The 24,538-nt window shown below is 69.7% G+C and carries 19 protein-coding genes; 11 read left to right on the top strand and 8 right to left on the bottom strand.

The genetic code is table 11. The features are described 5' to 3' along the window. Positions 1–2: 2 nt before the first annotated feature. The gene (locus tag GVY39_RS05550) at positions 3–1,127 is read left to right on the top strand and encodes an acyl-CoA dehydrogenase family protein (protein ID WP_159920508.1); all 1,125 of its coding nucleotides are present in this window, start codon (positions 3–5) and stop codon (positions 1,125–1,127) included. Between the two features lie 40 nt (positions 1,128–1,167). Here the strand turns inward: GVY39_RS05550 and GVY39_RS05545 are convergent, their stop codons facing one another. Further along, entirely contained in the window at positions 1,168–1,602 is a 435-nt protein-coding gene (locus GVY39_RS05545; RefSeq protein WP_159920510.1) for a hypothetical protein, read from the bottom strand. 292 nt (positions 1,603–1,894) lie between these two features. Between GVY39_RS05545 and GVY39_RS05540 the strand changes: the two genes are divergently transcribed. Beyond that, entirely contained in the window at positions 1,895–2,176 is a 282-nt protein-coding gene (locus GVY39_RS05540) for a hypothetical protein (protein ID WP_159989276.1), read from the top strand. An 88-nt stretch (positions 2,177–2,264) separates the two neighbouring features. Beyond that, the gene (locus GVY39_RS05535; protein ID WP_159920514.1) at positions 2,265–3,095 is read left to right on the top strand and encodes a GNAT family N-acetyltransferase; all 831 of its coding nucleotides are present in this window, start codon (positions 2,265–2,267) and stop codon (positions 3,093–3,095) included. Here the strand turns inward: GVY39_RS05535 and GVY39_RS05530 are convergent. The 3 genes from GVY39_RS05530 to GVY39_RS05520 form a co-directional block, all read right to left on the bottom strand. Then, positions 3,092–4,795, bottom strand: a complete 1,704-nt coding sequence (locus tag GVY39_RS05530) for a serine/threonine-protein kinase (protein ID WP_159920516.1) — start codon at positions 4,793–4,795, stop codon at positions 3,092–3,094. The genes GVY39_RS05535 and GVY39_RS05530 overlap by 4 nt on opposite strands. 3 nt (positions 4,796–4,798) lie before the next feature. Continuing rightward, positions 4,799–6,592: a serine/threonine-protein kinase gene (locus GVY39_RS05525; RefSeq protein ID WP_159920518.1), complete on the bottom strand. Its 1,794-nt coding sequence runs from the start codon at positions 6,590–6,592 to the stop codon at positions 4,799–4,801. Between the two features lie 126 nt (positions 6,593–6,718). Beyond that, the gene (locus GVY39_RS05520; protein ID WP_236565278.1) at positions 6,719–7,858 is read right to left on the bottom strand and encodes a serine/threonine-protein kinase; all 1,140 of its coding nucleotides are present in this window, start codon (positions 7,856–7,858) and stop codon (positions 6,719–6,721) included. A 123-nt stretch (positions 7,859–7,981) separates the two neighbouring features. Between GVY39_RS05520 and GVY39_RS05515 the strand changes: the two genes are divergently transcribed. From GVY39_RS05515 to GVY39_RS05480, 8 genes are all read left to right on the top strand, one after another. Continuing rightward, positions 7,982–8,752: a deoxyribonuclease IV gene (locus GVY39_RS05515; protein ID WP_159920520.1), complete on the top strand. Its 771-nt coding sequence runs from the start codon at positions 7,982–7,984 to the stop codon at positions 8,750–8,752. A gap of 442 nt (positions 8,753–9,194) precedes the next feature. Further along, positions 9,195–10,127, top strand: a complete 933-nt coding sequence (locus GVY39_RS05510) for a TauD/TfdA family dioxygenase (RefSeq protein WP_159920522.1) — start codon at positions 9,195–9,197, stop codon at positions 10,125–10,127. A gap of 131 nt (positions 10,128–10,258) precedes the next feature. After that, positions 10,259–11,479, top strand: a complete 1,221-nt coding sequence (locus tag GVY39_RS05505; protein ID WP_159920524.1) for a CaiB/BaiF CoA-transferase family protein — start codon at positions 10,259–10,261, stop codon at positions 11,477–11,479. Then, positions 11,476–11,643, top strand: a complete 168-nt coding sequence (locus GVY39_RS05500) for a hypothetical protein (protein WP_159920526.1) — start codon at positions 11,476–11,478, stop codon at positions 11,641–11,643. The genes GVY39_RS05505 and GVY39_RS05500 overlap by 4 nt, the downstream gene beginning before the upstream one ends. Beyond that, positions 11,640–12,560 (top strand): hydroxymethylglutaryl-CoA lyase, encoded by a 921-nt coding sequence (locus GVY39_RS05495; RefSeq protein WP_159920528.1) that lies wholly within the window; start codon positions 11,640–11,642, stop codon positions 12,558–12,560. Before GVY39_RS05500 ends, GVY39_RS05495 begins: the two co-directional genes overlap by 4 nt. Positions 12,561–12,634: 74 nt before the next feature. Then, entirely contained in the window at positions 12,635–13,411 is a 777-nt protein-coding gene (locus tag GVY39_RS05490) for an ABC transporter ATP-binding protein (RefSeq protein WP_159920530.1), read from the top strand. 34 nt (positions 13,412–13,445) lie between these two features. Beyond that, on the top strand, positions 13,446–15,974 hold the full coding sequence (locus GVY39_RS05485; RefSeq protein WP_159920532.1) for an ABC transporter permease: 2,529 nt from the start codon (positions 13,446–13,448) through the stop codon (positions 15,972–15,974). 178 nt (positions 15,975–16,152) lie between these two features. After that, on the top strand, positions 16,153–16,644 hold the full coding sequence (locus GVY39_RS05480) for an iron chaperone (RefSeq protein ID WP_159920534.1): 492 nt from the start codon (positions 16,153–16,155) through the stop codon (positions 16,642–16,644). A 28-nt stretch (positions 16,645–16,672) separates the two neighbouring features. Here the strand turns inward: GVY39_RS05480 and GVY39_RS05475 are convergent, their stop codons facing one another. The 4 genes from GVY39_RS05475 to GVY39_RS05460 all read right to left on the bottom strand — a co-directional run bounded on the left by GVY39_RS05475 (position 16,673) and on the right by GVY39_RS05460 (position 24,321). Further along, positions 16,673–17,830 (bottom strand): VWA domain-containing protein, encoded by a 1,158-nt coding sequence (locus GVY39_RS05475; RefSeq protein ID WP_159920536.1) that lies wholly within the window; start codon positions 17,828–17,830, stop codon positions 16,673–16,675. Between the two features lie 199 nt (positions 17,831–18,029). Then, the gene (locus GVY39_RS05470; RefSeq protein ID WP_159920538.1) at positions 18,030–20,357 is read right to left on the bottom strand and encodes a DUF5682 family protein; all 2,328 of its coding nucleotides are present in this window, start codon (positions 20,355–20,357) and stop codon (positions 18,030–18,032) included. Next, positions 20,354–21,454 (bottom strand): AAA family ATPase, encoded by a 1,101-nt coding sequence (locus tag GVY39_RS05465; protein ID WP_159920540.1) that lies wholly within the window; start codon positions 21,452–21,454, stop codon positions 20,354–20,356. Before GVY39_RS05465 ends, GVY39_RS05470 begins: the two co-directional genes overlap by 4 nt. Beyond that, the gene (locus GVY39_RS05460) at positions 21,451–24,321 is read right to left on the bottom strand and encodes an SWIM zinc finger family protein (RefSeq protein WP_159920542.1); all 2,871 of its coding nucleotides are present in this window, start codon (positions 24,319–24,321) and stop codon (positions 21,451–21,453) included. The genes GVY39_RS05465 and GVY39_RS05460 overlap by 4 nt, the downstream gene beginning before the upstream one ends. Positions 24,322–24,538 lie beyond the last annotated feature (217 nt).

Below are 24,538 nucleotides of genomic sequence, written 5' to 3'. Positions count from 1 at the left end.
CCATGGATTTCGATCTCACCGATGAACAGGTCATGCTCCGCGACACGGTCCGTGACCTGCTCACCCGCAACTACGACGCCGAATCGCGGCTGAAGGTCGTCGACTCCGAACTGGGTTGGAGTCGCGACGTATGGCGTCAGCTCGCCGACCTGGGCGTGCTCGGCCTGAGTTTCGCCGAGGAGGACGGCGGGGTCGGCGCCGGTCCGGTGGAGACCATGGTCGTGCTCGAGGAGGTGGGCCGCAGGCTCGCGCCGGAACCGATCCTGGACGCGGTGCTGGTGCCCGGCGGGCTGGTCGCCGCGGCGGGCAGCGCCGAACAGCGGCAGCGGATCCTTCCCGAGGTCGCCTCGGGCACGAAGCTGCTCGCCTTCGCCCATGCCGAGCCGGGAGTGCGCTGGCCGTCGACCGAGCAGGCCACCACCGCTTCGGTGCAGGGTGATTCGTACACGCTGACCGGTGTGAAGAACCCTGTCCCGCACGGCGACAGCGCCGAGGAGTTGGTGGTCAGCGCCGCGCTGCCGGACGGCGGTGTGGGGCTGTTCCTGGTCGCGCCGGACGCGCCGGGTGTGGTGCGCAAGCCCTACCGCACGGTGGACGGTCAGCGCGGCGCGCAGCTGGAACTGACCGACGCGCCCGCCGAGCGGCTCGGCGAGGCCGAAGCCTCCGAGACGATCGCGTCGGTGCTCACGTACGCGCAGGCAAGCCTGTGCGCGGAGTCGATCGGCGCGATGGAAGAGGCGTTGCGGCTGACCGCCGATTACCTCAAGCAGCGCAAGCAGTTCGGCGTCACCCTGTCGAAGTTCCAGACGCTCACGCAGCGGGCGGCCGACATGTACGTCTCGCTGGAGCTGGCGCGCAGCATGAGCCTGTACGCCACGGCGTCGCTGGCGGACGGGGCCGACAACCCGGTGATCGCCTCACGCGCACGGCTGCAAGTGGGCCGCGCGGCTCGGCACATCGGGCAGGAGGCAATCCAGATGCACGGTGGCATCGGCGTCACCGCGGAGTACCCGGTCGGCCACTATGTTGCCCGGCTGACCGCGATCGAGCGCACCCTCGGTAGCGGACTCGAGCACCTGCGGGTGCTCAGCTCCCGGGTCGGCGAATACGAGCTGCCCGAACTGTAAGGGGTGCGGCGGTGGTGCGCGCGTGGCGCACCACCGCCTGTCACTCGTCTTCGTCGTCGGGGGTCGTCCGCAATTGCGGGGGCGCCTCTTCCGACGAATCGTTCGTGGGCGTCCGCGCGGCGGACGGTGGCCTCGGTTCCTCGGGCGGAGCGGCCTGCGAAGTGTCCTCGTGTGGGTTTCGCGGGGAGGGCTCGGCGGAGGTGCTGCTCATGAAACCCGCGAACGGGGTCGGCCGCTGCTGATTGGCGGGGGCTACCCGCCAGGTGGGCGAGGGCGGGATGACGACCTTGGGTGTCGTCGGGCCGGTAGTGCTTTCGCGGACCACGGGTTCGGCGTACTCGCCCGCCTTCAGCGGCGGTGGCGGCACGTAGGTGTCCTGTCTGCCGACGCCGCAGGCGCCGATCAGAATCAGCCCGATGGAAACCGCTCCGGCGGCGATTACCAGACCGGCGATCTTGGTCCTGCTGCTCTCCATCGGTGACGCTCCTCGTGTGTCTCGAGTGGACTCACCTTACTCGAGGCAGCTCGGCCGAGCGAGGCGAGTGGTCGCTGGGTATACGCCGGGACGGCGCATATAAAACGGTCCTCATTCAGATATCGAATTGGTCTCTTCGGCGTGTCGCGGGCACGTGTCGCTATCTTCCGGCGTCCCGGAGTCGTAGCGTGTGTGAGCAAAGTTACGCGTGAGACGCCGGTTTCAGGATGAGAGACACGTTGTGTGAGAACGTGATAGTGGTTCTCTGACCGGCGTCATCGAGGAGTAGATGATGGGAGCTTACTCGACAGCGGCGCAGCGTGGTTCATCCCACGCCGCAGAGGATGCGGTGTCGGCAACGGCGCAGCATCCCGCGTCGAACCAGCAGGCACGCACGCTGTCCACGATTCTGTCGCGGACGCTCGCCTGGTTGATCTTCATCGGCGGACTCGTCGGGGCGGTGCTCGGCATCGCCGGGCTGCACGTCGAAATCACTGTCGCCGGGCTCATTCTGGCGTGCACCGCGGGACTGGTCCTGCTCAAACTCCGCGCCGGAGGCAGCGAAGCGGACTGAGAAACCGGCCGGTCGCACTGGTGGCCGGTACGGTGCCTGGCGCGAGAAACGCGGGCGCGCAACACTTCAGGCGCCTACCGTGATCCGCATGAGGATCGAGATCACCACCGACGCCGCCGAGTTCCGCTCGGTCGCGGGGTCGTTTCTGCTCCGCGATCCGCTGCGGCACACCGTGATCACCACGAGTGTCGCCAACCACGTCACGGGCATCGACGCCCCCTCCGAGGCATCGCGCTTCGTCTCGGTCCACGGCGAGGATGGCTCGGTCGTCGGCGCCGCCATGCGCGTGGCCGGCCGTGACGTGTATCTCGGCGCGCTACCGCCCGACGGCATTCCCGCGGTGGCTCGTGCGCTGGCCGACGTGGTGCCCCAGAGCGCGGGCGTCGAGGGCATCGTCGAGGACGCGACCGCTTTCGCCCAGCACTGGTCCGGACTGCGGGGTAAAGGCTTCCACCGGTCGTACGTCACCCGGCTGCACCGGCTCGGCGCGCTGCGGATCCCGGACGTGGCCGGAGCGCCCCGCCGAGCCGGGGATTCCGATGTCGCGCTGTGCCGAGACTGGTCGATGACCATGAACCAGGAGTCCGGGACGCAGTCCGGGCTGGACGAAGCCGCTATCCGGCGCCGCGTGGAAACGGGCCGCTGGTGGTTGTGGGAACGAGATGGGGAACCGGTGAGCCTTGCCGCCCATCAGATTCCGATCCAGGGTTGGTCACGGATCGGGCCCGTCTACACCCCGCCGGACGCGCGCGGGCACGGTTACGCCAGTGCGGTCACCGCGCACGTCGCCAAGCTGCTGCGAGCCCAGAGCCTGGATGTCTGCCTGTTCGCCGACATCGCCAACGCCACGGCCAACCGGATCTACCGGTCGATGGGCTTTCATCCCACCCATGAGTTCGCCCACTACGTCTTCGACTAGCCCTCGGCCCGGACGGCCCCGCGGGGCCGCGGTGAACCGCGCGAACACCGGCGCGAGGCTCGGCGGGCGGGAACTCGATTCAGCGGCGCGGATTTCCACCAGTCCATGAACTCGGCGTGGGTGGCGATGAACCCGGTGCTGTACATCAGCATGGCCGCGCGGCCCGGGTCCGAGGAGAACGCGGTCACCATCCGCGGCCGGAGATTTCGGCTGTCGCGCAAGGTGTAGTTCGTATAGCTGTGGCCGCTGTCGTTGGTAGCGGTCGCGCGATCGTTGGCAGGCAAGGCATCGAGAACCGCCTGAGCGTCGGCGGGGGAGCCGTAGAGGTAGAAGTCGAAGGACGCCTTGTTCTGCCCGCCGAAGCAGCTCCACATCGCCACCCACGCGCCGAAGCCGGGGTCCTCGTGGTCGCTCGTCGCCGGGGAATCCGGTGCGTGGGCGAAACAGCCCGCTTTGTGGTATCCGGTTCCGGAGTGCACCAGGCGCTGGGCGGAGGTCTCCGGCAGCATGTCCGGGAACGCGGCGCTCAGCTCGGCCGCGCGGGCGCCTATCGTGGCTCGATCCGTGGTGGCGGAGACGGTCGTCGGCGGATGCCTGGTAACCGATGGCGCGGTGGCGGCGGTGTGCTGCGGGCGCTCGGTCGTCGTCGGTCCGGCGGAGCTGGGGGAGCTGACGCTGCTGAAGACGACCGCGACGATGACGACGGTCAGGCCGAGCACGAACAGCAAACCGAGCCAGCCGCCCACCGAAGCGTGCCAGCGGGAACGCCGTGCCGGGCCGAGATAGGCGCGTGCGGGACGTTGCGGGATCTCCGCGTCGGTCCGCGGCGGCGGCCGGTTCGGCAGGGGCGGCGGCGGCCACGGCGCCGCGGTTGCGGTCAGGGCCTGCCACGCGGCGACGGCGAACTCGGTGCAGGAGTCGAAGCGACCTGCCGCGTGTTTGGCCATCGCTTTGGCCAGCACGGCGTCCAGCGCCGGCGGCAACCCGTGCCGCGACCTGCTGACCGGTGGCGGCGGTGCGCTGAGGTGGCCTTGGATCACCGCCACCGGATTGGTGGCGTCGAACGGCACGGTGCCGGTCAGTAACCGGAACAGCGTGCAGGCCAGCGAATACTGGTCGGCGCGGTGATCCAGCGGCGCGCCGGACAGCTGCTCCGGCGCGGCGTAGGCCAGTGTGGCGGTGAAAGTCCCGGTCTGGGTGAGCCGTCCGGTGTCGTCCCGGAATCGGGCGATGCCGAAGTCGCCGAGAAAGACGCGCTCCTCACCGCCCTCGCCGCGCTCGAGCAGAATGTTCGCCGGTTTCACGTCGCGGTGCAGCACGCCGCGGCTGTGCGCGAAGTCCAGCGCCTTGGCGGTTTCCGCGATGATCTGTACCGCCCGCAGCGGCGACAGCGTCCATGCGTCCAGCGCCGCGGCGTCGGTGCCGTCGATGTAGCGCATGGAGATCCACAGCCGATCGCCTTCGACGCCTCGGTCGAACACCGGGACGATGTTCGGGTGGTCCAGCCGCGCGACGAGATCGGCTTCCCGCTCGAAGCGGGTACGGATCTCCGTGTCGTCGAACAGCTCCGGGTTCAACAGCTTCATCGCCGTCAACCGGGGCAACCGCGGATGCCGCGCCAGGTACACCGATCCCATCCCGCCGCGGCCGAGCAGGCGTTCGATGGTGTACCCCGCGAAGACCTCACCGGTACGTAGCACGGGTCAGTTCAGCGGAGCCGAGCGCCACCAGCGCAGCAGCTCGTCGATGGTGGTGTGGCTGAAGCCGTCGGTGTACATCAGGTATTGGGTCCGATCCGGATCACCGGTGAACGCGGTGACCATCTTGGCGCCGTCGTCCACGTACTTGTAGTTGGTGTAGGACTTTCCGCCGTTGGTGTCCGTCGACTTGGTGGCCGAGGAGGGCAGGCCCTTCAGCACCGCCTGCACGTCGGCCGGGGTCTTGTAGGCGTAGATGCGGTAGTACGGATCCTCGTTGTTGCCACCCTTGAAGCAGCGCCACTGCGCGGCCCAGTCGCCGAAATCCGGCTCGCCCTTGGACGGCGACGGTGGCGAACTCGATGAGGCCAGCCAGCATTCGGCGCCGTTGTACCCGACATCCTCGGTCTTGGAGGCGGGCACCATCCGCGGGAACTCCGCGCTGACCGACTCCGGGGTCGCCTCGACCAGGTTCGGCTTCACCGCCGAGGTGGTCGTGGCGCCCGCGTTGTTCGACCCCGAATCCGAGGTCGCGCCGATGATGCCGAGCACAACCAGGATCAGCACGACGACGCCCACCGCCGAACCGACGATCAGGCCGGTGTTCTTCTTGGGCGGTGATCCGGCCGAGGGATAGGTGTGCGCACCGTGCGGCGGCGCCGGCGGGGCGCCGAAGGCGGAGAACCCGGATTGCTGGTGGGAGTAGGGGTTGGTGGCCGTCGGGTGCGGCCCGGAGTTCACCACCGGAGTGGGCGGTGCGGGCGCGGCCGACGCGGCGAGCGAGGTGGGCCCGCTGGTATGCGGAGCGTGCGTCTGGTGCCCCGGGCCGCTGACGTAGTGGCCCACCGGATACGGCGACCCGGTAGTCGGGATCTGCGGCCCCGTGGTCGGGCGCGGCCCGGTGGTCGGGTGCGGTGGACCGGTGACCGGGCGGGGACCGCCCACCACCGGCATCGATGGCGCGCTCGACCCGGTCAGCGCCTGCTTGGCGGCTGCGGCGAACTCCGCGCAACTGCCGTACCGGTCGTCGGGCCGCTTGGCCATCGCCTTGGCCAGGACGCCGTCCAGGGCGAACGGCAGTCCCGGCCGGACACTGCTCAGCGCGGGCGGCGCTCCTTGCAGATGTCCTTGGATGACCGCGGCGGGGTTCGTCGCGGAGAAAGGGCCCGTGCCGGTGAACAACCAGAACAGCGAGCAGGCCAGCGAGTACTGGTCGGAGCGGTGATCGAGTGAGACGCCGGTGAGCTGTTCGGGCGAGGCGTAGGCCAACGTCGCGGTGAAGGTGCCGGTCTGCGTGAGGTGACCGGTGTCGTCGCGCAGCCGGGCGATGCCGAAGTCGGTGAGGTAGACCCGCTCACCACGACCCGCGCTGGAGCGGGCCAGCAGGATGTTGGCGGGTTTCACGTCACGGTGCAGCACCCCGCTGCCGTGCGCGTAGTCCAGCGCGTCGGCGGTCTCCTTGATGATCTGCACCGCGCGTTCGGGCGGCAGCGATCTCGGTTCCACCGAGGCGGCGTCGATGCCGTCGATGTACTGCATCGAAATCCACAGCTGCTCGTCCTCGAGGCCACGGTCGTAAACCGTGACGATGTTGGGGTGATCGAGCTGGGCGACCAGATCCGCCTCCCGTTCGAACCGCGCCCGCACCTCCTTGTCGAAGAACATCTCCCGATTCAGCAGCTTCAGCGCGGTCATCCGCGGCAGCCGCGGATGTTTCGCCAGATATACCGAACCCATGCCACCGCGCCCGAGTTGCCGCTCGATGACATAGCCGGCGAAAACGTCACCGCTGGCCAGCATGACTGCTCCACTTCCCGCCGCGCGCCGGGACCCACCGGCGAACAGGCGTACAGCATAAGAACGCGCGGTCCGGGATGGGCCCGACCACGGAAAACATCGAAACCATAGCAGTAGTCGCGCCCCCGCCTATCGGTCGTCGAGTGTGGTGACGCGCGGGCGATCGACGGAAACCGGCCCGCCCGGCGGGGGCCGGGGGTCCGGCGGTTGCTGGTGTGGCCGCACCGCCGATCCCGGGCGTATGGGCAGATTCGGCAACTCGATGAGGCCGGGATGAACGGGGCGGCGCGGCGGCGGAAAGCTCGGGCGCGGGGTAGGCGGCGGAGGTGGTTGGGGCCTCGCACGGGGCTGCGCGGGCGGCATCCGGTGCATCGGCGCGGGCGGGTGCCCTTCGGGGTGGATGCCGTGCAGCGGTGTCGCCCGGTGCCCGCCGGGATATCCGTGAAGGGCATGCTTGGCCGCGGCGGCGAACTCGGCGCAACTGGTGAAGCGATCCGCGGGCCGCTTGGCCATGGCACGTGCCAGCACCGGATCCAGCGCGGGCGGCAGGCCCGGACGCATCCGGCTCAGCATCGGGATCGGCGCGTGCAGATGGTTGTCGACCACGGCCGCCGGATTGGTGCCCGGATACGGCGGCGCGCCGGTGAGCAACCAGAACAGCGTGCACGCCAGCGAGTACTGATCGGCGCGGTCGTCCAGCGGCTGACCGATCAGTTGCTCCGGCGCGCCGAAGGCGAGGGTCGCAGTGATCGTGCCCGCCGAGCTGATCGTGGTCTCCGCGCCGCGGATACCGGCGATACCGAAATCGGTGAGCAGCACCCGCTCCGGCTGCCCGATCGGCGCCTTGGCCAGCAGGATGTTGGCCGGTTTCACGTCGCGGTGCAGCACCTGGTTGGCGTGCGCGTAATCGAGCGCCGCGGCGGTGTCGGCCACGATCTGCACCGCGCGTCCGGGAGCGAGCACGTCGACGTCCGCGCAGGAGGCGTCCGAGCCGGGCACGTACTGCATGGAGATCCACAGCTGCCGGTCCTCCGCGCCGCGATCGAACACCGTGACGATGTTCGGGTGGTCGAGCCGCGCGACCAGATCGGCCTCGCGCTCGAATCGGCGGCGGCTGTCGGCATCGGCGTACAGATCCCGTTGGAGCAGCTTCAGCGCCGTCATGCGGGGCAGCCGAGGATGCCGGGCCAGGTACACGGTGCCCATACCGCCATGGCCGAGGACGCGTTTGATGACGTAGCCCGCGAACACATCGCCGGTCTGCAACACCGTTACACCCCCTTGTCGAGTGAATCACGCGGACACTATCCATGTATCTCGCCGAACCGTCGGGATGCAACAGTCGCGGCGCAACCTCGATGGTTGTCGGTAGCAGCCAGTACTGTGGCGCGCATGCGCATTGGAGCACATGTCCGGCTCGACAGCGACCCGATCGGTTTCGGGGAGAAGCTCGGCGCCGACGTCATCCAGATGTTCGTGGTCGATCCGCAGAGCTGGGACAAACCCACCCCGCATCCGCGGACCGAGGAGATCCTCGCGAGCCCGATCGAGGTCGTGGTGCATTCCTCCTATCAGATCAACGTCGCTAGCCTGAACAACCGGCTGCGCATGCCCTCTCGCAACGCGGTCGCGCAGCAGGCGAAGGCAGCCGCCGAACTCGGCGCCTTCGGCCTGGTGGTGCATGGAGGGCACGTGCGTTCCGACGCCGAACTGGACACCGGAATCGACAACTGGCGCAAGTTGTTCGAGCGGCAGCAGGACAAGGGCGGTTTCGCGGTGCCGATCCTGATCGAGAACACCGCGGGCGGCAATCACGCCATGGCCAGGCATTTCGACTCCATCGCCCGGCTGTGGGACGCGGTCGGCGACTACGGCGCCGGTTTCTGCCTGGACACCTGCCACGCCTGGGCGGGTGGTGAGGAACTGGTCGGCGTCGTCGACCGGATCAAGGCGATCACCGGACGGATCGACCTGGTGCACCTGAACTCCTCCCGCGACGAGTTCGACTCCGGCGCCGACCGGCACGCCAACTTCGCCGATGGCACCATCGACCCGCAACTGCTCGCCGAGGTGTGCCGGACGGCGGGCGCCCCCGTGGTCCTGGAAACCCCGGCCGACGGACTCGCGGAGGATCTGGCGTATCTGCGCGAGTGCTGTGTTTGATGTGCAGCGCCTGCGGCGCATGCGCTTCGGTCGCTGGGACGCGAGACGGGCCGCGAACAGCGCTCGTAAGACTCGCACCCGACGGGGCTGGGTCTGCTTCGGTTGTATCGAGTCTGTGGGCCGGTGCGGCGGGGAGCGGTCTTGCGGTGCTGTGCGCGGTGTCGCGGGTGGGATGAACGGTGCTGGTACGGCTTGTACTGGACGGGGCTGGGTCTGCTTCGGTCGTCTCGAATCTGTGGATCGGTGCGGCGAAGACCGATCTCCCGGCGCTGTGTCCGATGTGCGGTGGGTGAACGGTGCTCGCGGGACTCGCGCTGGACGGGTCCGGGCTGCTCCGCTCGTCCCGTGTTGTGATCAGTGCGACGAAAACCCTGGTCGGCGGGGTGGTTTCGGTGATGTGCTCCAACGAGCAGTAACCGATCTCGACAGCGAAGGTGATCTTATGACGGTCGCACCCGCCACCCCATCCACAGCCTCGGTGACCAGGCTCGGCGCCCGCATCGGCGCGCGAATCGACAACGTCCGGCTCGGTGGCGATCTGGACCCGGTCACAGTCGAGGTGATCCATCGCGCGCTGCTGGAGCACAAGGTCATCTTCTTCCGCGGGCAGGATCACCTCACCGAGGACGGGCAATACGAGTTCGCCCAACTGCTCGGCTCACCCACCACCCCGCACCCGACGGTCACATCGCACGGTGTGAAGAGCCTGGCGATCGATTCCGAGCACGGCCGCGCCAACAGCTGGCACACCGACGTCACCTTCGTCGACCGCATTCCGAAGGCGTCCGTCCTGCGCGCGGTTCAGCTGCCGCCCTATGGCGGCGCCACCACCTGGGCTTCCACCGTCGCGGCCTACGAGTCGCTACCGGAGCCGCTCGAGCGCCTCGCCGAGTCTCTGCGAGCCGTACACACCAACGTGTACGACTACGCCGCGCGCACCGGGGAGCAGCCGCAGCCCAACGCCGCCGCCTACCGCGCGGAGTTCGAGTCGACCTACTACGAAACCGAGCACCCTGTGGTGCGCGTGCACCCCGAGACCGGCGAGCGGGCGTTGCTGCTCGGCCACTTCGTCAAGCATTTCGTCGGGCTCTCCAGCGCGGAGTCGCACGCCCTGTTCCGGCTGTTCCAGGACCGGGTGACCCGTCTGGAGAACACCACCCGCTGGAACTGGGCGCCCGGCGACGTCGCCATCTGGGACAACCGCGCCACCCAGCACTACGCCATCGACGACTACGACGACCAGCCGCGCAAGCTGACCCGCATCACCCTGGCCGGCGACGTCCCGGTCGGCGTCGACGGCTCGCCGAGCACCGTTATCGCGGGCGACGCCGAGCACTACTCGATCATCGAGGACACGCGGCTGGTCGCGTCCTGAGCGGGGCCCCGCATGGTTGCCGGGCGCGAGCCCGGCTATTGAGGGGCCATGCGGTGTCCTGGATCCAGCCGCGAACACGCAGCGCCGCGGGCGCTGCAAAAACCAGCACAGCATGGTCCACACTTGTTGCCATGAGTATTCGGCCGCTGGACGGGGTGCGCGTCCTGGAACTCGGCAACTACATCGCCGCGCCGACCGCCGGGCGCATCCTCGGCGACTTCGGCGCCGAGGTGATCAAGGTGGAACGCCCGAAAGCCGGGGACGAGCTGCGCAACTGGCGGCTCTACGGTGGTGACACCTCGATGCTCTTCCGGACGATCAACCGCAACAAGAAATCGATCACGCTGGACCTGCGTACCGAGGCGGGACGTGGCATCGTGCTCGACCTGATCCGGCGCTGCGACGTGCTGCTGGAGAACTTCCGGCCCGGGATGCTGGAGAAGTGGGGCCTGGGTCCGGAGGTGCTGAACGAGGCGAACCCGGATCTGGTGATCACGAGGATCTCCGCCTACGGGCAGACCGGCCCGCTGTCGGATCGTCCCGGTTTCGCGGCGGTGGCCGAGGCCGTCGGCGGCCTGCGCGAACTGGTCGGCGACCCGGACCGTCCGCCCGTACGGACCGGTGTCTCGATCGGGGATTCCATCGCGGGCATCTACGCCGCGTTCGGCACCGTGATGGCCCTGTTCCAGCGCGAACGCCGCGCCGAGGGGGACGCGCCGGTCCCGCTGCCCGAACGGCTGATCGACGTGGCGCTCAACGAGGCGATCCTGTCGGTGATGGAATCGCTGGTGCCGGACTATCTGGCCTACGGGATCCAGCGCGAACGCGTCGGCGGACGGATGGAGGGCATCGCCCCGAGCAACGCCTACCCGTGTTCGGACGGGACCAGCATCATCATCGGCGGCAACGGCGACGCCATCTTCCAGCGCTACATGGCGGTCATCGACCGGCCCGATCTGGCAGCCGACCCCGAACTCCAGGACAACGCGGGTCGCTGGCGCCACCGCGAACGCCTGGACGCGGCCATCGGCGAGTGGACGGTGCGCCATACCCGAGCCGAAGCGTTGAAGCTGCTGGAGGCCGCCGGGATCCCGTGCGGCCCGATCTACACGGCGGCCGACATCGTGGCCGACGAGCAGTATCGAGCGCGCAACATGATCCAGCCGTTCGCTGTGGACGTCGGCGCACCGGAGCCGAAGGTCGTCGGCTTTCCCGGCATCGTCCCGGTGATCGGCGAGCAGTCCCTGCCCATCCGCTCCGTCGGCCCCGACCTGGGGGAGCACACCCGGGAGGTGCTGACCGGGTTGCTCGGCATGAGCGAGGCCGAGATCGATGCGTTGGAGGCGCGATGAGCACGCAGCCGCACGACCGCAGGCGACCGGAGGGCCGTAGTGCCCGGGAACCGCGCACGCCGGGCAGCAGCAGGCCCGCCGTGCAACCCAATCCGACCGGGGCCGGGGAGAAGCCGTGGGGCGGCGTGATGTGCGGCCACCACCGAGCGCGGGAGCAGCGATGACCGCGCCGGTGCTGCGCGACGTCACATTGCGCGACGGCCTGCAGCTGACCGGCAAAATGCTGCCGGTGCAGCGCAAGGTGGACATCGCGCGCCGCCTGCTCGCGCTGGGTGTGCCCGCACTGGAGATCGGCTCGATGGCGCGCCCGGACCTGGTCGCGCCGATGGCGAACACCATGGAACTGGTCGCCGCGCTGACCCCGGAGGAACTGCGCCACTGCTGGGTGTGGGTGGCGACGCCGCGCCACGTCGAGAAGGCAGCCGCGGCGGGGGTGCGCAACTTCCAGTACTGCTTCTCGGTCTCCGACGCGCACAATCGGGCGAACATCGGACGCGACACCGAGGACAGCGTCGCCGCCATGCCGAACGCGGTGCGACTGGCCCGGGAGGTGCACGGGTCCATCCAGCTGTGCTTGGCAACGGCTTTCACCTGCCCCTTCGACGGTCCGGTCGACCCGGAGCGAGTACTGGCCATCGCGTGCGACCCACGCACCGAGGGCGCCGACGACATCGTCCTGGCCGACACCCTCGGACAAGCTCATCCCGGCCAGGTCGCGGCGCTGGTCGCCGCGGTGCGGGACCGGACGCCCCCGCGCCGCGTCGTCTTCCACGGTCACGACACCTGGGGAATGGGCGTGGCCAACACCCTCGCCGCGGTCGCGGCGGGCGCGGACATGGTCGACGGCGCGCTCGGCGGGCTCGGCGGCTGCCCCTTCGCACCGGGAGCGAGCGGCAACACCGCCTCTGAGGACATCCTGTTCGCCACCAGGCCGGAATGGTTCACCCCCGCGACGCTGGCCGCACTGGTGAACATGTCCGAGGAGTTGCTGGCCGAACTCGGCGAACCCAACCGTTCGCGCGCACTCGAAGGCGCCCGCTCGAAAGCCTCGGCCTTCGAGTGGGTCGTGGGTGAGGCCTGATCAACCCAGCTCCGAATCCAACACAGGGTTTTCCCTGATGGCATGTGGACGCGAAGCCGGTAAGACTGGACGGCATGACTTCGCAAGCCTTGGGCGCAGATACCGCGGACATCGCGGCACCGACCGATGTCGCGGCCCACGCTATCGACCTGACCAAGGTCTACGGATCGGGTGACACGCAGGTCAGGGCATTGGACGGAGTGTCGGCCGAGTTCGCCAAGGGCGAGTTCACCGCGATCATGGGCCCGTCCGGGTCGGGCAAGTCGACCCTGATGCATTGCCTGGCCGGGCTCGACAGCGCCAGCTCCGGCGCCGTCCGCATCGGCGACACCGACCTGACCACCCTGTCCGACAAGCAGATGACGCGCCTGCGGCGGGACCGGATCGGGTTCGTCTTCCAGGCGTTCAACCTGGTGCCGACGCTCACGGCGCTGGAGAACATCACGTTGCCGCTGGACATCGCCGGGCGCGAGCCCGACCAGGAGTGGCTGGACACGGTGTTGAAGCGGCTCGGGCTGATCGATCGGCTCACCCATCGTCCCAGCGAGCTGTCCGGCGGACAGCAGCAGCGGGTGGCCTGCGCCCGTGCTCTCGCGGGCAAGCCCGAGATCATCTTCGGTGACGAGCCGACCGGCAATCTGGACTCCCGGTCCTCGGAAGAGGTGCTGTCGATCCTGCGGGCCGCGGTGGACGAGTTCGGGCAGACGGTGGTGATCGTCACGCATGAACCGCACGCGGCCGGGTTCGCCGACCGGGTGGTGTTCCTGGCGGACGGGCGCATCGTCGACGAGATGCGTGATCCGACCGCCGACACCGTGCTCGACCGGATGAAATCGTTGGAGCAGGCGTGACCAGGGGTTCGCGGAAGTTTCGGGGGCAGGCGTGATGGCCGGGAGCCCGATGCGCAAAGTCGCGCTGCGCAATCTCGCCGCGCACAAAGTGCGGCTCGCGCTGACCTTGTTGTCGGTGGTGCTCGGCACCGCGTTCATCGCGGGCTCGTTCGTGTTCACCGACACGCTGCAGCGCACCTTCGACGGCATCTTCGCCAACGAGGCCAAAGGCGTCGATGTCCGGGTGAGCCCGAAAGAGCGCCAGGCCCAAGGTATTCCGAACAATGTGGTGGAGGAGCTGGCGAAGTATCCGGGCGTCCGCACCGCCGCCCCCAGCGTGAACGGACCGGTGGTCCTGCTCGATCCGGCGGGCAAGAAATCCGTCCAGACCGGTGGTGCGCCCACCCTCGGCACGTCGTATCTGCCTCCGGAGAAGGCTGTCGCGGAACCGGAGAAGTTCGTGCAGGGCGCGCCGCCCGCCCGGCCGGGCGAGGTCGCGCTGAACACAAGCGGGGCCGAGCGGGCCGGGCTGAAGATCGGCGATCGGACCAAAATCCTCATTCCTTCCCAGCCCGATCCCATCGACGTGACCCTCACCGGGATCTACGAAGGATCGTCCGACGCGGGCGGTTTCATCGGAGTGCTGTTCGAGGACACACAGGCGCGCAAGCTGTTCACCGACGGCCTGCACGTCGCGTACGTCGACCTCGCGGCCACCGGCATCCCCGGTGACGAACTGCGCGACAACCTGGCCACGCAGCTGCCGGGCTACAAGGTGCAGAACGGTGATCAGGTGCGCGCGGACCTGAAGAAGGAAGTCTCCAACGCGCTCAACTTCATCAACTACTTCCTGCTCGCCTTCGGCGCGATCGCGCTGATCGTCGGCACGTTCATCATCTACAACACCTTCTCGATGATCGTCGCGCAGCGTTTGCGGGAACTGGCGCTGCTGCGCGCGGTCGGCGCGAGCAGGCAACAGGTCGGCCGGTCGGTGGTGGCCGAGGCATTCGTCATCGGCGCGATCGGCAGTGTGATCGGACTCGCGGGCGGCGTCGGACTGGCGTTCGGGCTGTCGGCGGCGCTGAACGCGTTCGACCTCGGGTTGCCGACCGGATCGATGGCGGTGCGGCCGCGCACCATCGTGGTCGGACTGCTGGTCGGTCTCGCGGTGACCGTGGTGAGCGCCTACGCGCCCGCGCGGCGCGCCTCGCGGATTCCGCCTGTGCAGGCCATGCGCGAGGAGTTCGCGTCCGCCGGGGAGTCGCTGCGCGTGCGCACGATTTCCGGTGTGGTGCTCGCCGTGCTCGGCGTGGGACTCGTGGTGCTGGGTGCGCAGCGCACCGGCGGGACGGCGGCCGCCACGGTCGGGGTCGGCGCGCTCGGCTTGATCTTCGCGGTGCTGCTCGCCGCGCCCGCGTTGTCGCGGCCGGTGGTCGGTGGACTCGGGGCGCTGGTGCGCCCGTTCGGGCCGATCGGCCGGATGGCCCGCAACAACGCGGCGCGCAATCCCCGCCGCACCGCCGCCACCGCCTTCGCCCTGACGCTCGGGTTGATGCTGGTCTCGGCGATCGGCATGCTCGGCGCCTCGGCGAAAGCCAGCGTCGGCGTGCTCGTGGACAAGGGCGTGCGAGCCGATTACGTGCTGGCGGGTCCACAGCTGCTCGGCGTGCCGTTCGGCGCCGCCGACGCCGCGCGTACCGAGGCGCCCGGCGTGGAGCAAGCGGTGGGTATGCGGGGCGCCCCCTTCAAGATCGGCGACGAGCAGGTGTTCGCCACATCGGCCGACGGTCCGCTGGGCGGCGTGCTGAACTATGAGATCGTGCGCGGCACCGACACGCTCGGCGCCCGCGACGTGCTCGTGTCGGAGGACGAGGCCGGTGAGCGCGGGTGGAAGGTCGGCGACCAGGTGACTCCGACCAGCGTCGACGGCAAGAAGGTCCCGCTCACGGTGACCGGTCTGTACAAGAAGAATCCGCTGCTGGGTCCGATGGTGGTGTCGCAGACGGTCTACGACGAGGTCGTCCCGCTCAACTTCCGGACCAACTTCCTGGTACTGATCAAGGCGCGACCTGGCGCTGACCTCACGCAGATGCGCGGCGACCTGGAGAAGGCGACGGAGCAATTCGTCGTGGTGCAGGTGCAGGACCGCGAGGAGTTCAAGGGCGCGCAGGGCAAGCAGATCAACACTTTGCTGGCCATCCTCTACGGCCTGCTCGCCTTGGCGGTGGTGATCGCGATCCTGGGCATCGTGAACACGCTCGCGCTGTCGGTGGTGGAGCGACGCAGGGAGATCGGCATGCTGCGCGCGGTGGGGATGCAGCGCGCCCAGGTGCGCCGGACGATCTATCTGGAGTCGATGCTGATCGCGGTGTTCGGCGCGATCGTCGGCATGGTGCTCGGGCTGGGGTTGGGCATCGGGTTCCTGCGGACGCTGCGCGACCTCGGGCTCGACCAGATCGCCATCCCGTGGAACCAGCTGGTGCTCGTCCTGGTCAGTTCGGCGGTCGTCGGAGTGCTGGCCGCCCTGTGGCCCGCCGTGCGGGCGGCACGCACGCCGCCGCTCGCGGCGATCGCCGACCTCTGAAACAGGTGCGCCGCGATGCAGCCGACCCGATCCCTGTGACAGCTCGGCCGAGTGGGGCTCGCCGTACGCGTTTGCTGTGGTATCACCTTCGCGACGATTGATCAGTTTTGAAGAAGCCTTCGCCGCGGCAGCTTCATAGCATGAGAGACGTCCTCATCGAGACCGGCAGGAAGAACTCATGAAGAACGCGCAGAAGTCCGCCGACGAAGCCATCGCGAAGAACAAGTCCTCTGTCGGATTCACCGACGAGGAACGAGCCGCGATGAAAGAGCACGCCCAGGAGTTGAAGACGGCCGCACGCCGCGGCTCGCGCGCGAACAAGGCGGACGGGGAGAAAGACGTGCTCGCGAAGATCGCCGAGATGTCGGAATCGGATCGCGCCATGGCCGAACGGCTCCATGCCGTCGTCAAAGCCAGCGCACCGGACCTTACGCCGAAACTCTGGTACGGCATGCCCGCCTACGCCAAGGACGGCAAGGTCGTCTGCTTCTTCCAAAGTGCCGCGAAGTTCAAGGCGCGGTACGCGACGTTCGGCTTCAACGACATCGCGAACCTCGACGAAGGCACCATGTGGCCGACCGCTTTCGCGATGACCGAGTTGACCGCCGCCGACGAGGCGAAGATCGGTGAGGTTGGTGAAGAAGGCCGTGAGGTGAGGCAGGGGCAGTGACCTGGGAACGCGGCATGGGGCAACGCCACTAGTGGTGTGCGGCGTTGGCGTTTGCCCAGGATTGGACGTCGCCGCGATCGAGTGCCACGGCCAACAGGGTGGGGAACTTGTCGGGGGTGCAGGCGAAAGCCGGTATGCCCAACGCGGCGAGGGCCGCGGCGTTTTCGTGGTCGAAGGCGGGGGCGCCGTCGTCGGACAGGGCGAGCAGCACGACGACCTGCACACCGGACTCCTGCATCGAGCGGACGCGGCGCAGCATCTCGTCGCGGATGCCGCCCTCGTAGAGGTCGGAGATCAGGACGAACAGCGTGTCGGCCGGGCGGGTGACCAGGGACTGACAGTAGGCGAGGGCGCGGTTGATGTCGGTGCCGCCGCCGAGCTGCGTGCCGAACAGCACGTCCACCGGGTCGTCGAGTTTGTCGGTCAGGTCGACGATCTCGGTGTCGAACACCACCAGCGAGGTGCGCAGCGACCGCATCGAGGCCAGCACCGCGCCGAACACCGACGCGTACACCACGCTGGCGGCCATCGAACCCGACTGGTCGATGGCCAGCACCACGTCGCGCCGCACCGCCTGGGCCTTGCGGCCGTAGCCGACCAGGCGTTCCGGTACCACCGTGCGATGCTCGGGCAGGTAGTTGGCGAGATTCTTGCGAATAGTGCGGTCCCAGTCGATATCGCGCGATCTCGGCCGCGTGACGCGCGCGGCGCGGTTCAGCGCACCGGAGACCGCGGCGACGGTTTGCGCCGCGATGCGCTGCTCGATCTCCCGCACCACCTTCTCCACCACCATCCGCGCGGTCGCCTTGGTCGTCTCGGGCATCACCCGGTTCAGGCTCAGCAAGGTGCCGACCAGGTGGACGTCCGGCTCCACCGCTTCGAGCAGTTCCGGCTCCAGCAGCAACTGGGTGAGATCGAGGCGCTCCACGGCATCGCGCTGCATGACCTCGACGACGGTGGCGGGGAAGTAGCCGCGAATATCGCCGAGCCAGCGGGCCACGCGCGGCGCCGAACCTTGCAAACCGCCGGTGCGCTTGCCCGGCGACGTCTCGTCACCGGTGTTGTACAGCGCCGACAGCGCCCGGTCCATGGCCGCGTCCGAGCCGGAGCCCAGCGCGCCGAGCCCGTCCTCCGCGGCCGCGCCGAGCACCAGTCGCCAACGCCGGGACTGTGCTTCGTCGGTCATGCCGTGTCCTCCCCGGAACGAGCGAGAGTCTCGCCCGTGGCCTGATCGCTCGTGCTGTGTTTGATTTCGGTATGAGCGGGGCCCTGCGTGGTCACGCTGCGCTGCCGCCTCCGGGCCTGACCGCTCGTGCTGTGTTTGATTTCGGTATGAGCGGGGCCCTGCGTGGTCACGCTGCGCTGCCGCCTCCGGGCCTGACCGCTCATACCGTGACCCCCAGGATCTCGGCCGCGGTGCGCACGGCGGTCGTCGCTCGGTCCGCGTCGATGCCCGCGATCGCTGATGTGGCGGAGACGGACCCGCCGTCGCGGACCGCCTGCCCGATCGCGCGGCGCTCACCCGATTCGAACGCGCCGAAGGTCCGGCGCAGCAGCGGCAGCGTCTCGACGAACGTGTCGTCGCCGAGCCCGCGCAACCAATCGTCGATGAGCCGCAACAACTCTCGATCGTGGACCAGCAGCAGGCCGCGGCCGCCGAGGAACCCGTCGATCCACGCCGCCTTGGCCGCGGCGGTGGCGCCCACCGACAGGGCCGCGGACAGTCTGCGCGCGGATTCGGTGTCGTCGATGCGGCCCGCGTCGGCGAGCAGGCGGACGGCTCGCCCCACCAGCGCGCCGTGCACGTCGTCGCGGTCGGCGACGCGGCGCAGGGCGGCCAGCCACTCGCCGGTCGCCCAGCCGTCGTCCCTGGTGTGGATGGCGGTGTGCGCCGCGTCCAGCAGACCGCGCAGCTCGGTGGCGGCGTCGGTGTCCAAGCCGGTGACCGCCGCGGGCAGGCCCGCGCAGATGCGCACCAGCAAGCCGTCGGCGACGTGGGCCAGCGCTTTGGTGTCGGTGCCGCGCACGTCGCCGTAGCGCAGCGTCCGGATCAGGCCGGGCAGCGCGGCGAGCAGGTGGGTGACGTCGTGGTCGAGGGCGGCGGTGGATTCCAGCCGGGCGATCAATCCATCGGTGGCGCCACCGAGATCGGCGAGCAGGGCGACCTCCAGCGCGGCGGTCAATTCGCCGACGGTGCGGTCGGTGCGGTTGGCGGTGTCGAGGATCTTCGCCTCCGCCGCGGTGCGGATGGTGGTGCCCCAGCGCGAGGCCTCGATGATCGAGATGGCGTACTCGGGATGCCACCGCAGCGTCCACGTTTCCCGGAAGGTGCCGGTGCTGCGGACGTCGCTGGTGGTGAGCGTGCCCCAGTCGACCCCGAGCACCCGCAGCCGGTGCAGCAGGCGCGAGCGCTCGACCTCGCGCTCCTTGCGCAGATCCAGGTCGACGGTGCGGGCCGAGGGCTCCTGCTTCATCCGCAGCGATCGGATGGTGGCGCGCAGGTCGGCGTCCAGCGGCACGGTCGGCGTCTGCTCCGGAACGGCGCCGAGCGCCTCACCGACGACGAGTTCGCCGATCACCAATTGCAGCATCGTCTCGTCTCCGCCGCACAGGACCGACCGCGTGGCCTCGGTGACCTCCGACAAACCGGCGAGCGGTCGGCCGCGCAGCGCGGCGAGTGCGTCGGCGAGCCGAACGGCTTCGATGACGTGCGCGCTGGAAACGGGTAGGTCGTGGGCGCGCAGCACACCGGCCACCTTGGTCAGCCAGCGCGCGATCGGTCGCTCGGTCGCGGTGAACAGATGGTGATACCAACCGGGTGAGGTGACGCCCGCGCCGTAGCCGGAGGACGTGGACAGCCGCGAATGCGTCCACGGAACCCAGGTGAGCCGGGCCTTGGTCTTCGGCAGCCCCTTGAGCAACCGGGCGTCCGGAGCGGCAGGCCCGAGCGCGCCGGTGAGCGCGGGTGCATGCCAAGCACCACACACCACCGCGAGCCGTGTCGCTCCGTCCTTCAGCGCTTTGCGCATGGTCTGACGCATATAGGCTTCGCGCCGCAGGGTGTGGGCATCGATCACGAGTGGCTCGGGTGGTAATTCGCGCACGGGAGTTTCATCGACCGCCTCCGCGACCGAATCGACCTCCGGCGCCGGGTCGTCCGCAGATGGGTCGATGGCCGGCGTCGTGTGGCCTCGCCGCGCGGTGTGCTCGGCTGATTCCCGCAGCGCGCCCATCGCCTCGGTGATCGGGTCGAACGCGTCGGCGTCGGGCACGGATTCGACGACGGCGTCCCACCAGCGTTCGGCGTCGTCGTATCCGCCCGCCTCGGCCAGCGCGGCGAGAGGATCGAATCGGTCGCCGGGTTCGTCCTCCGTCGCCAGCGCGATCGTGGCGGGCAGATCGCAGAACCGCACGGGCACGTCGTTGTCCACGGCGTAGCGCAGCGCCTGCCATTCGGGGGAGAACACCGCGTAGGGCCAGAACGCGGCCTTGGCGGGCGCGTCGGGAACGTACGCCAGCAGCGCGACCGGCGGAGTCATCCCCTCGGCCGCGACGAGACCCACCAGCGGGTCGGCGTCCGCGGGCCCCTCGATGAGGATCATGTCGGGCCGGAACGCCGCCAGGGCCAGCCACAGCGAGCGCGCCGAACCGGGACCATGGTGGCGGATGCCGAAAACCTTGGTCGTGGGCGTCGTTCCGGCGCCGGAGGTCACCCGGTGACCTCGCGGCAGGCGCGGTAGAAATCCGCCCAGTCGGGCCGCTCGCGGACCACGGCCTCCAGGTACTCCGTCCACACCACCGCATCGGCCACCGGATCCTTGATCACCGAGCCGAGCACCGCGCCGGCGATGTCGGATGCGCGCAGCACGCCGTCTCCGAAGTGTGCCGAGAGCGCGATTCCGTTGGTGATCACCGAGATCGCCTCGGCGGTGGACAGCGTTCCGGACGGCGACTTGAGCTTGGTGCGGCCGTCGGCGGTGCTACCGGAGCGCAGCTCGCGGAAGACCCGCACCACCCGCCGCACCTCCTCGGCCGCCGCGGGCACGGTGGGCAGTTCCAGTGCGGAGCCGAGCTGCTCGACCCGCCTGGTGACGATGGCGACCTCCTCGTCCTCGCTGGCGGGCAGCGGCAGCACGACCGTGTTGAACCGGCGGCGCAAGGCGGAGGACAGCTCGTTCACACCGCGGTCGCGGTCGTTGGCGGTGGCGATGACGTTGAAGCCCTTGGCCGCTTGCACCTCGGTGCCCAGTTCGGGTACCGGCAACGTCTTCTCGGACAGGATGGTGATCAGCGCGTCCTGCACGTCGGAGGGGATGCGGGTGAGCTCTTCGATCCGGGCGATGGAGCCGGCTCGCATGGCGGTGAGCACCGGTGACGGCACCAGCGCCGCGTCGCTCGGTCCTTCCGCGAGCAACCGCGCGTAGTTCCAGCCATAGCGGATCGCCTCCTCGGCCGTGCCCGAGGTGCCCTGTACCAGAAGGGTCGACGCACCGCTGATGGCGGCGGAAAGATGTTCCGACACCCAGGTTTTCGCGGTGCCGGGCACACCGAGCAGCAGCAGCGCCCGGTCGGTGGCAAGCGTCGCGACCGCCACTTCCACGAGCCTGCGCGGGCCGACGTACTTCGGGGTGATCACGGTGCCGTCCGGGAGGGCGCCGCCGAGCAGGTAGGTGACCACCGCCCAGGGCGACAACCGCCAGGACGGCGGGCGGGGCCGGTCGTCGGCGGCGGCGAGGGCGCGCAACTCGTCGGCGTATGCCTGTTCGGCGTGCGGGCGCAGCAGAGCCGGTGTCGGGTCGGTGGTGGTCACTGCAACTCCTCGAGCATCATCGAGCGGTGGTTGAGGTCGTGGGCGAGCTGGTCGAAGGCACGCTCCCAGGCGGGGTCGTCGCATCGGCGGGCCATCGCGGACAGCGTGCCCGCGGCGGTGACGGGGAGGTGGACGGCCGCCGCGGCCAGCAGTGACCGGTGCGCGTTCGGCGACGCGCCGTGCGCCTCCGGGCGCCGCGCCGCGGCCCGCGCCCGCTCGAACAGCAGCCCGACCACGTGCTGGGCCAGCGCTTCCGGCCACGGATGCCCCATCGCGGGCAGCAGGGCCTCGATCTCCGAGAGCCACGAGCCGTCCAGCCGCACCAGGTGCGCGGTCCGATCCGGTAGCGGTAGCAGCGCGAACAGCTCGCGCCTGCGCAACATCGCCAAGTCGGTGGGCACACCCGCTTCGAAAAGCGCTCGCGCCCAAGCCGAATCACGTTGAGCCAGAGCGGCGTCCACCCAACCGTCGAAGACCGGCTGCCGGAACCGGTCCTCGATCGTGGCGCGCACCGCCTGCTGCGGTGTGCCGAGCACACCGGCCCAATGGGTCAGCGGCGTCGCGGCGACCACTTGCCGGAGCCGGGCGGCGTGCACGTCGGGCGCGCCGTTCCAGCGGTAGGCGAATTCGACGGTGCGGTCGGTGATCCCGTCGCGCTGTGCGGCAGCGTCGAGCGTATCCGGAAGTGTGAGAACCACGTTCGTGTGCAGCATCCGATGCTCGGCGCGGATCCACGCGCGGGCCCGGTCGCGCATCCGCCGCGTGAACGCCGATTCCGGCAGCAGCGCGAGCAGTCCTGCGGCGGTGCGGCGCACGTCCGCGCGCCGGTCGTCCAGCGCCGTCTCCAGCAGGGGCTCGTCTTCGGGGCCGAGGCCCTCGGCGAGCAGGGCCAGCAGTTCTGCCTTCAGCGGCCCGGATTCCTTCGGCCATGCCGCGGTGAGCGCCGCCCTGGCCGCGTCGGCGTCGCTGCGCCGGAGTTCGGCGAGCCAGTCGCGCCGCTCGGTCGGTCGGCCGAACAACCAGGTGTCCGTGGAGCGTTCGGATGGGCCGGACGGCTGCCGTACCAGGTCGTGCCAATCCGGATGCCGGGCCGCCAGCCAGCTGCCCCGGGCGCCCGCCAGGCGCAACAGCGGCTCACGCAAGGCGGCATTGATCTTCGCGTGCTCGAGCAGTTGCTCGCAGAGCGCATCCGGTGCCCGGTAGTCGTGCGGCTGCGCCGCGTCGATCCATTCGGGCAGGAAAGCCGAGCGCTCCCGCAGCATGCGCGCCAGGCGTGCCGCCGCGGGGCGCGGCAGCGACAGGCGGGGATCGTCCGCTGCGGGCTCGGGCGCCTCGGCGGTGGCGGGTACGACACCGCCGCGCGTGAAAAGGTCTTGTAGCGCGGCCGATTCGAGCAGCCGCGTCGCTGGGTCGCTCGGCAGCCGGCCGGCGGCACGCGCGATGGGGGGCGCCAGCACGGCGAGATCCGGCGCGCGGCGGGCGGTGCCCAGCAGTGCGACCGACGTGAGGTCCGCGCCGGCTACCGGCCCGGTGGACGGACGAGGCGCGTCCCGGGCGAAGGTTTCCGTGCGCACCAGATCGATCACCTCGCCCGCGGTGAACACCGAGATCGGCGTCAGCCCGTCGGCGCTCCACTCGCCGACCACCGTCACCGGATGACCACCGGAGACGGCCAGCAGCGTCCACGGTTGCTCACCCGGCCGGATCGGCAGCGCCGTGCCGTCGGATTCGGTGACATACCAGCCTTGTTCGGTGCGGGAGGGCGCCACGTCGACCAGCAGCATCGGCCACGAACGCAACCACGGATCGGCGCCGAGCGCGCAGGCGTGCGCAGCCAGCGCCGCGGTGATAGTGGCGGGCCTGCCTGCGTCCTCGGGTAGCGTGGTGAAGGGTTCGGAGGCGCTGTGCTGTTCGCCCCAGAGCGCGCGCAGCGGCGCCGCGCCCGGATAGAAATGCAACTGTGCGTCGGCCAGTCGCCCGAGCGCGGGAACGTCGGCGGGGAAGCCGGGGGAACCGAAGGAATGGTCGACCACCAGCGCCCAGCGCCCGGTTTCCCGTCCGTACAGCCAGGTTCGCCGGGTGTAGAGGCGCTCCTCCTCGGTGATCTGCGAACCGAACACCATCCAGCGATCCCGGACCGGAGGTTCGGCGCGCACCGTCTCGGCCGGGGTGGGGTAGCCGACATGGGTCCGGATGCTGGCGCCCAGCGCGTGCGGCACCGCGTCGAGCTGCCGGTGCGCGGCGACCAGCAGGTGCATCCGCGCGTACTCGCGCAGCACCACGTCGGGCCAGTCGGTCCGCGTGGCCACGGCGGCCGGGAGCCGGCGCAGGCTAGCGGCGATGCCGGGGGCCTGCGCGTCGACCATGCGCGCGGCCACGGCCTCGAACGCGCGATACGAGCGATCGGCCTGCGCGAGCCCGGTGCGTACCTGGTCGCCGAGCCAGACGTCGAGTTCTTCCAGCCCCGCCGTCACCCGCAGCCGCCGCTGCTCGGCGGTGACCGGGTTCGCGGTGCGGGCCCGGTCCGTGCTCGCGGCGGCGCGGGCCGCACGGCCGCCGATCCACGAGGCCGCGTAGTCTGCGGTCTCCGCGACGGCGGCGACCTCGCCCGCCGCCCAGCGCAGCAGCAGTGACAGCGCGTGTTTGCAGGGGAATTTGCGGCTCGGGCAGGAGCACCGGTACGCCGGACCGGACAGGTCGACGATCGTCTGGTACGGCGTGGCGCCGCTGCCCTGGCACCGCCCCCACAATGCCGTGCCGTGGTGCCCGCACTCATGCCAGCGGCCCATCAGCTTGCGCGCCGCGGACAGCGAATTAGCGTCCGGCGCCAACGTCGTGACCTGGTCTTCGGTCCACGGCGTCGTCATCGGGCGGCTCCAGCTCGGTGCTGCCTCATCGCCTTCCTTCGTTCCTCGGTTGAGGACGATTTCTACCCCAGCGCACCGACAAGTGCCGCCACCGGTGCCACCCCGCATACGGAACCGCTTGTCTCGGTGCCGTATTCGCCATCCGGCAAATGTTGCGCCGATCGGGGTGCTCTGGCATTCTGTCCTGTTCGGCTCGACCGAGCCACCCGAAACGGGT

The organism is Nocardia sp. CY15 (assembly GCF_009829295.1).
Taxonomy (GTDB): domain Bacteria; phylum Actinomycetota; class Actinomycetes; order Mycobacteriales; family Mycobacteriaceae; genus Nocardia; species Nocardia sputi.
The sequence above is the reverse complement of the archived record's forward strand: the minus strand, read 5'-3'. Positions and strand labels throughout refer to the sequence as shown.